9 protein-coding genes are annotated in these 7,798 nt (G+C 68.8%); 8 read left to right on the top strand and 1 reads right to left on the bottom strand.

From position 1 onward, the window contains the following. The first annotated feature begins 168 nt into the window (after positions 1-168). The 8 genes from CCN56_RS27590 (at position 169) to CCN56_RS27555 (ending at position 6,715) form a co-directional block, all read left to right on the top strand. Positions 169-894, top strand: a complete 726-nt coding sequence (locus CCN56_RS27590) for a metalloregulator ArsR/SmtB family transcription factor (protein WP_041128640.1) — start codon at positions 169-171, stop codon at positions 892-894. Beyond that, positions 891-2,306 carry a Fe-S cluster assembly protein SufB gene (gene sufB / locus CCN56_RS27585; protein WP_041128639.1) on the top strand — a complete coding sequence of 472 codons (1,416 nt, stop codon included), beginning with the start codon at positions 891-893 and terminating at the stop codon, positions 2,304-2,306. The genes CCN56_RS27590 and sufB overlap by 4 nt, the downstream gene beginning before the upstream one ends. 66 nt (positions 2,307-2,372) lie before the next feature. Then, positions 2,373-3,554, top strand: coding sequence for a Fe-S cluster assembly protein SufD (gene sufD / locus CCN56_RS27580; protein ID WP_041128638.1), 1,182 nt, complete (start codon positions 2,373-2,375; stop codon positions 3,552-3,554). Next, positions 3,554-3,871 carry a bifunctional 3-phenylpropionate/cinnamic acid dioxygenase ferredoxin subunit gene (locus CCN56_RS27575; protein WP_030322524.1) on the top strand — a complete coding sequence of 106 codons (318 nt, stop codon included), beginning with the start codon at positions 3,554-3,556 and terminating at the stop codon, positions 3,869-3,871. The genes sufD and CCN56_RS27575 overlap by 1 nt, the downstream gene beginning before the upstream one ends. Positions 3,872-3,878: 7 nt before the next feature. After that, positions 3,879-4,643: a Fe-S cluster assembly ATPase SufC gene (sufC, locus tag CCN56_RS27570; RefSeq protein WP_041128637.1), complete on the top strand. Its 765-nt coding sequence runs from the start codon at positions 3,879-3,881 to the stop codon at positions 4,641-4,643. An 11-nt stretch (positions 4,644-4,654) separates the two neighbouring features. Continuing rightward, positions 4,655-5,908, top strand: a complete 1,254-nt coding sequence (locus tag CCN56_RS27565) for a cysteine desulfurase (protein WP_041128636.1) — start codon at positions 4,655-4,657, stop codon at positions 5,906-5,908. Positions 5,909-5,918: 10 nt separating this feature from the next. Continuing rightward, complete coding sequence (sufU, locus tag CCN56_RS27560) at positions 5,919-6,380, top strand: Fe-S cluster assembly sulfur transfer protein SufU (protein WP_041128635.1); 462 nt, start codon at positions 5,919-5,921, stop codon at positions 6,378-6,380. Next, a complete protein-coding gene (locus CCN56_RS27555; RefSeq protein WP_030205917.1) occupies positions 6,377-6,715 on the top strand; it encodes a metal-sulfur cluster assembly factor in 339 nt (112 codons plus the stop codon). Before sufU ends, CCN56_RS27555 begins: the two co-directional genes overlap by 4 nt. A 94-nt stretch (positions 6,716-6,809) precedes the next feature. Here the strand turns inward: CCN56_RS27555 and CCN56_RS43445 are convergent. Next, positions 6,810-7,798, bottom strand: a 989-nt coding sequence (locus CCN56_RS43445) for a hypothetical protein (protein WP_086830644.1), incomplete at its 5' end; no start/stop codon positions are given.

Here is a 7,798-nt window from a genome sequence, read left to right as displayed (position 1 = left end):
GGTCCGTGCCGGTCGGGGGGTGGGAAACCGCTGGTCGGGGCGGTCGCGATTCATCCCATGAATGATCGTTTCCGCAGGTCAGGTAAGCCTTACCTGAGTGATGCACGCCATCGTCACCGGTCCGGGCGCCGCTTGTCACTCCCCGATTAATTACGCAACAATGGCGTTGTGAAAAACGTTGGCGCGGCTCCGGTGGAGGAACTCGCGACCCGAGAGCGTTCCACGCGCAACCGGGTCGCGCGGTCGATCCTGGACCACGGTCCCTCGACCGTCGCCGACCTCGCCGGGCGGCTCCGCCTCACCCAGGCCGCCGTCCGCCGCCACCTCGACTCGCTGGTCGCCGAGAACGTCGTCGAAGCCCGCGAGAAGCGCGTCTACGGGACCCGGTCCCGCGGCCGCCCCGCGAAGGTCTTCGCGCTCACCGACTGCGGCCGGGACGCCTTCGACCAGTCGTACGACTCCCTCGCCGTCGAGGCGCTCCGCTGGATCGAGCGCAACGCCGGCGGAGAGGCGGCCGTCGCCGCCTTCGCCCGCGACCGGATCGAGGCCCAGGCCGGGGCGTACCGGGAGGCCGTCGAGTCGGCCGAGCCCGCCCAGCGGACCGAGGCACTGGCCAAGGCCCTCACGGCGGACGGGTACGCTGCCACTGCGCGGAACGCGCCGGTCGGCGAGCAGCTCTGCCAGCACCACTGCCCGGTCGCCCACGTCGCCGAGCAGTACCCCCAGCTGTGCGAGGCGGAGACGGAATTCTTCTCCCGCCTCTTGGGAACGCACGTCCAGCGTCTGGCCACCATCGCGCATGGTGACGGCGTCTGCACCACGTTCATCCCGCACGGCGCCCCACAGACCACCGAATCAGCATCCGCAAGCACGGCCGGGAGGAACCCCGCATGACCACCGAGATCAGCCACCCCGAGCTCGAGGGCCTGGGTCGGTACGAGTACGGCTGGGCCGACTCCGACGCGGCCGGCGCCGCGGCCAAGCGCGGACTGAACGAGGACGTCGTCCGCGACATCTCCGCGAAGAAGAACGAGCCCGAGTGGATGCTGAAGCTGCGTCTCAAGGGTCTGCGCCTCTTCGACAAGAAGCCCATGCCGACCTGGGGCTCCGACCTCTCCGGCATCGACTTCGACAACATCAAGTACTTCGTGCGGTCCACCGAGAAGCAGGCCGAGTCCTGGGAGGACCTGCCGGAGGACATCAAGAACACGTACGACAAGCTCGGCATCCCGGAGGCGGAGAAGCAGCGCCTGGTCGCCGGTGTCGCCGCCCAGTACGAGTCCGAGGTCGTCTACCACCAGATCCGCGAGGACCTGGAGGAGCAGGGCGTCATCTTCGTCGACACCGACACCGCGCTGAAGGAGCACGAGGAGCTCTTCAAGGAGTACTTCGGCACCGTCATCCCGGTCGGCGACAACAAGTTCGCCTCCCTGAACACGGCCGTCTGGTCCGGCGGCTCGTTCATCTACGTGCCGAAGGGCGTGCACGTCGAGATCCCGCTCCAGGCCTACTTCCGCATCAACACGGAGAACATGGGCCAGTTCGAGCGGACGCTGATCATCGTCGACGAGGACGCCTACGTCCACTACGTCGAGGGCTGCACCGCCCCGATCTACTCCTCCGACTCGCTGCACTCCGCGGTCGTCGAGATCATCGTGAAGAAGGGCGGCCGCTGCCGCTACACGACCATCCAGAACTGGTCGAACAACGTCTACAACCTGGTGACCAAGCGCGCCGTCGCCTACGAGGGCGCCACCATGGAGTGGGTCGACGGCAACATCGGCTCCAAGGTCACCATGAAGTACCCGGCCGTCTACCTGATGGGCGAGCACGCCAAGGGCGAGACCCTGTCCATCGCCTTCGCGGGCGAGGGCCAGCACCAGGACGCCGGCGCCAAGATGGTCCACATGGCCCCGAACACCTCCTCCAACATCGTCTCCAAGTCGGTGGCGCGAGGCGGCGGCCGCACCTCCTACCGCGGTCTCATCGAGATCGGCGAGGGGGCCCCGGGCGCCAAGTCCAACGTCCTGTGCGACGCCCTGCTCGTCGACACGATCTCCCGCTCCGACACGTACCCCTACGTGGACGTGCGCGAGGACGACGTCTCCATGGGCCACGAGGCCACCGTCTCCAAGGTCTCCGAGGACCAGCTCTTCTACCTGATGAGCCGTGGCCTCACCGAGTTCGAGGCCATGGCGATGATCGTCCGCGGCTTCGTCGAGCCCATCGCCAAGGAGCTCCCGATGGAGTACGCCCTGGAGCTCAACCGGCTGATCGAGCTGCAGATGGAGGGTGCGGTCGGCTAAGGCCGGCCCCGCCCCGCAGCGACCGACTTTTCTTTACGTACGCAGGAAGAGAGCAACACGACAGCCATGGCTGAGGCTCAGAACATCCCGGCGGGCTCCACCACCGCCGGCTCGATCGCGGTGGCCGCCGAGTCCACCGTCGCCACGCGCATGAGCGCGCCCCCGTCCTTCGACGTCGCGGACTTCCCCGTCCCGCACGGCCGCGAGGAGGAGTGGCGGTTCACCCCGCTGGCGCGACTGCGCGGCCTCCACGACGGCACCGCCGTCGCCTCCGGCGAGGGCGTCAAGGTCGAGGTCGAGGCCCCCGAGGGCGTCACCGTGGAGACCGTCGGCCGCGACGACGAGCGCCTCGGCAAGGCCGGCACGCCCGTCGACCGCGTCGCCGCCCAGGCGTACTCCTCCTTCGAGAAGGCCGGGGTCGTCACCGTCGCCAAGGAGGCGGTGCTCACCGAGCCGATCCGCATCTCCGTGCACGGCCAGGGCGGCGTCGCCTTCGGCCACCAGGTCATCGAGCTCGGCGCCTTCGCCGAGGCCGTCGTGGTCATCGACCACACCGGTGACGCGGTGCTCGCCGCCAACGTGGACTACGTCCTCGGCGACGGCGCCAAGCTGACCGTCGTCTCCGTCCAGGACTGGGACGAGAAGGCCGTCCACGTCGCCCAGCACAACGCGCTGGTCGGCCGCGACGCCTCCTTCAAGTCGGTCGTCGTCACCTTCGGCGGCGACGTCGTCCGCATCCACCCGCGCGTCCAGTACGCGGGCCCCGGCGGCGAGGCCGAGCTCTTCGGCCTGTACTTCACCGACGCCGGCCAGCACCAGGAGCACCGCCTCCTGGTCGACCACAACACCCCGCACTGCAAGTCCAACGTGGCCTACAAGGGCGCGCTGCAGGGCCAGGACGCGCACGCGGTGTGGATCGGTGACGTGCTCATCCAGGCCAAGGCCGAGGGCACCGACACGTACGAGCTCAACCGGAACCTGGTCCTCACGGACGGTGCCCGGGTCGACTCCGTGCCGAACCTGGAGATCGAGACCGGCGAGATCGCCGGCGCCGGTCACGCCTCGGCCACCGGCCGCTTCGACGACGAGCAGCTCTTCTACCTGATGGCCCGCGGCATCCCGGAGGCCGAGGCCCGCCGCCTCGTCGTCCGCGGCTTCTTCGCGGAGCTCGTCCAGCAGATCGGTCTGCCGGACGTCCAGGAGCGACTCCTCGCCAAGATCGAGGCCGAGCTGGAGGCCTCCGTCTGATGGCCTTCGTCCGAGTCTGCGCGCTGAGCGAGCTGGAGGCCGACACCCCGAAGCGGGTCGAGGTCGACGGCACGCCGGTGTCGGTCGTGCACACCGAGGGCGAGGTGTTCGCGATCAACGACATCTGCTCGCACGCGAACGTCTCCCTCTCGGAGGGCGAGGTCGAGGACTGCGCGATCGAGTGCTGGCTGCACGGCTCCAGCTTCGACCTGCGCACCGGCAAGCCCTCCGGCCTTCCCGCGACGCGCCCCGTCCCCGTATACCCCGTAAAGATCGAAGGGGACGATGTGCTCGTCTCCGTCACCCAGGAGTCCTGAGTCACCCATGGCTACGCTTGAAATCCACGACCTGCACGTCTCCGTCGAGGCCGAGAACGGTCCGCGCGAGATCCTCAAGGGTGTCGACCTGACCATCAAGCAGGGCGAGACCCACGCCGTCATGGGCCCCAACGGCTCCGGCAAGTCGACCCTGGCGTACTCGCTGGCCGGCCACCCGAAGTACACGGTCACCGGCGGCACCGTCACCCTCGACGGCGAGGACGTCCTGGAGATGTCGGTCGACGAGCGCGCCCGCGCCGGCGTCTTCCTCGCCATGCAGTACCCGGTCGAGGTCCCCGGCGTCTCGGTCTCCAACTTCCTCCGCACCTCCGCCACCGCCGTCCGCGGCGAGGCGCCCAAGCTGCGCACCTGGGTGAAGGAGGTCAAGTCCGCGATGGAGCAGCTCCAGATGGACCCGGCCTTCGCCGAGCGCAACGTCAACGAGGGCTTCTCCGGCGGTGAGAAGAAGCGCCACGAGATCCTCCAGCTGGAGCTCCTCAAGCCGAAGATCGCGATCCTCGACGAGACCGACTCCGGCCTCGACGTCGACGCCCTGCGCATCGTCTCCGAGGGCGTCAACCGCGTCCGCGAGACCGGTGAGGTCGGCACCCTGCTGATCACCCACTACACGCGCATCCTGCGCTACATCAAGCCCGACTTCGTTCACGTGTTCGCGAACGGCCGCATCGTCGAGTCCGGCGGCGCCGAGCTCGCCGACCAGCTGGAGAACGAGGGCTACGACAAGTACGTGAAGGGTGGCGCATCCGCGTGACTTCCGCCCATATGGGGCTGACCGGCCTCCTCGACACCGAGGCGATCCGCAAGGACTTCCCGCTCCTGGATCGCGTGGTCCACGACGGCAAGAAGATCGTGTACCTCGACTCCGCGGCGACCTCGCAGAAGCCGCGCCAGGTCCTCGATGCGCTCAACCAGTACTACGAGCGTCACAACGCCAACGTCCACCGCGGCGTCTACACGGTCGCCGAGGAGGCGACGGCGCTGTACGAAGGCGCCCGTGACAAGGTCGCGGCCTTCATCAACGCGCCGAGCCGCGACGAGGTGATCTTCACCAAGAACGCCTCCGAGTCGCTCAACCTCGTGGCCAACATGCTGGGCTGGGCCGACGAGCCCTACCGCGTGGACCACGAGACCGAGATCGCCATCACGGAGATGGAGCACCACTCCAACATCGTGCCGTGGCAGCTGCTCTCGCAGCGCACGGGCGCGAAGCTGAAGTGGTTCGGCCTCACCGACGACGGCCGTCTCGACCTCTCGAACATCGAAGAGGTCATCACCGAGAAGACCAAGATCGTCTCGTTCACGCTGGTCTCGAACCTGCTGGGCACGATCAACCCGGTGGAGACGATCATCCGCCGCGCCCAGGAGGTCGGTGCGCTCGTCTGCATCGACGCCTCCCAGGCGGCCCCGCACATGGTCCTGGACGTGCAGGCGCTCCAGGCCGACTTCGTGGCCTTCACCGGCCACAAGATGTGCGGCCCGACCGGCATCGGCGTGCTGTGGGGACGGCAGGAGCTCCTGGAGGACCTCCCGCCCTTCCTCGGCGGCGGCGAGATGATCGAGACCGTCTCGATGCACTCCTCGACGTACGCGCCGGCCCCGCACAAGTTCGAGGCGGGTACGCCCCCGATCGCCCAGGCCGTCGGCCTCGGCGCGGCCGTGGACTACCTGTCGGCGATCGGCATGGAGAACATCGCGCGCCACGAGCACGCGATCACCGAGTACGCCGTCCGGCGCCTCCAGGAGGTCCCGGACCTGCGGATCATCGGCCCCACCACGGCCGAGGACCGCGGCGCGGCGATCTCCTTCACGCTGGGCGACATCCACCCGCACGACGTGGGCCAGGTCCTCGACGAGCAGGGCATCGCGGTCCGGGTCGGCCACCACTGCGCGCGGCCGGTCTGCCTGCGGTACGGAATTCCTGCGACCACGCGGGCGTCGTTCTATCTGTACTCCACCCCGGCCGAGGTCGACGCCCTGGTCGAGGGTCTGGAGCACGTCCGGAACTTCTTCGGCTAGGGGACCCCTCGTGAAGCTGGATTCGATGTACCAGGACGTCATCCTGGACCACTACAAGCACCCCCACGGGCGCGGTCTTCGGGACGGCGACGCCGAGGTGCACCACGTCAACCCGACGTGCGGCGACGAGATCACGCTCCGCGTGAAGTACGACGGCTCGCGCATCGAGGACGTGTCGTACGAGGGCCAGGGCTGCTCCATCAGCCAGGCCTCGGCTTCCGTCCTCAACGAGCTGCTCGTCGGCAAGGAGCTGGCCGAGGCGCAGAAGATCCAGGGCACCTTCCTGGAGCTGATGCAGTCCAAGGGCCAGATCGAGCCCGACGACGCGATGGAGGAGGTCCTGGAGGACGCGGTCGCGTTCGCGGGCGTCTCCAAGTACCCGGCCCGTGTGAAGTGCGCGCTGCTCAGCTGGATGGCGTGGAAGGACGCGACCGCCCAGGCGCTGGGTGACGCGGAGAGGAAGTCGGCATGACCGAGAACGCCGAGGCCACGATGAAGCCGGCCTCCGAGGAAGAAGTCCGTGAGGCGCTGTACGACGTCGTCGACCCCGAGCTGGGCATCGACGTCGTCAACCTGGGCCTGATCTACGGCATCCACATCGACGACTCGAACGTCGCGACGCTGGACATGACCCTGACGTCGGCGGCCTGTCCGCTGACCGATGTGATCGAGGACCAGGCGAAGTCCGCGACGGACGGCATCGTCAGCGAGCTGAAGATCAACTGGGTCTGGATGCCCCCGTGGGGCCCGGACAAGATCACGGACGACGGCCGCGAGCAGCTGCGCGCGCTCGGCTTCAACGTCTGATCGGTCCGCCGGTACCTGTACGAAGGGCCGTGCCCGCCGGGATTCCCCGGTGGACACGGCCCTTCGGCGTACCCGAGACCTTCGGCGTCCCGCGTCAGAAGCCGGGGGCCGCGGGCGGCTGCGGGGGCAGGCCGGCGCTCTCGGCCAGGACCGGGGCGAGGTTCTCGTTGCGGATGCGCTGGTCGACGTAGATGAGGCCGTTGACCAGGGGCGGGAAGGTGGTCTGGATCAGGTAGCCGATCAGCTGGCCCACCATGGTGATCACGATGTAGACCGAGAAGACCGACAGGACCTCCGAGAACTCCGGGTCCGTGCCGAGATCCGCGGCGGCCGCCATGGCGGGGATGATCCCGACCATGCTGAGCACCTGCTGGATCATCCCGGCCGTGATCCCGGCGATCAGGGCGGCCAGCATCGAGATGCCGAGGACCGGCCACCAGCGTCCGCGCACGAGCTGCGAGGAGCGCTGCATCGCCCGGACCGGGCCCTGCTTCTCGAAGACCACGGCCGCGGGGGCCAGGCTGAACTTCACCCAGAGCCAGACCACCGGGACGACGGCCACCAGGAAGCCCAGTATGCCGAGGCCGATGTAGGCGCCGGCGACCTCGTCGCTGTCGTCGCCGGCCGACGCGCCGACCATGCCGATCGAGAAGAAGACCAGCGCCAGGAGCACCGGGACCACGGCGATCAGCCCGGTGAGCAGGCTCGTGCCGATGAGGGCGGGCACCCGGGGGAGCGTCCTGCGCCACACGGAGCCGAAGGTCGCGGGGCGGCCGAGGACAGCGTCCTGGAGGACGGTGAGCGTGGCCGCCTGGACGGTCGCGACGGCGAGCACGTATCCGATCAGGGCGACGGCCGCGACGATGACGAAGGCGATGATGAGAGGCCGGATCTCGTGCCACCCCGGTTCCTGGGCGCCGGGCCGGTCGGCCAGGTCGACCAGTGCGCTGATCTCGTCGGCGACTCCGGACAGGGCGACGGCGACGGCGATGCCGATGAGCAGCGTGTACGCCCCGAAGACCGCCGCCGCCAGCCCCATGACGGGCCCCTTGTACCGCCCGATCGTCGCCATCGCGCCGCCGA

The sequence above is a fragment of the Streptomyces sp. NRRL B-24572 genome, from assembly GCF_002156145.1.
Lineage (GTDB): Bacteria > Actinomycetota > Actinomycetes > Streptomycetales > Streptomycetaceae > Streptomyces > Streptomyces vietnamensis.
The sequence above is the reverse complement of the archived record's forward strand: the minus strand, read 5'-3'. Positions and strand labels throughout refer to the sequence as shown.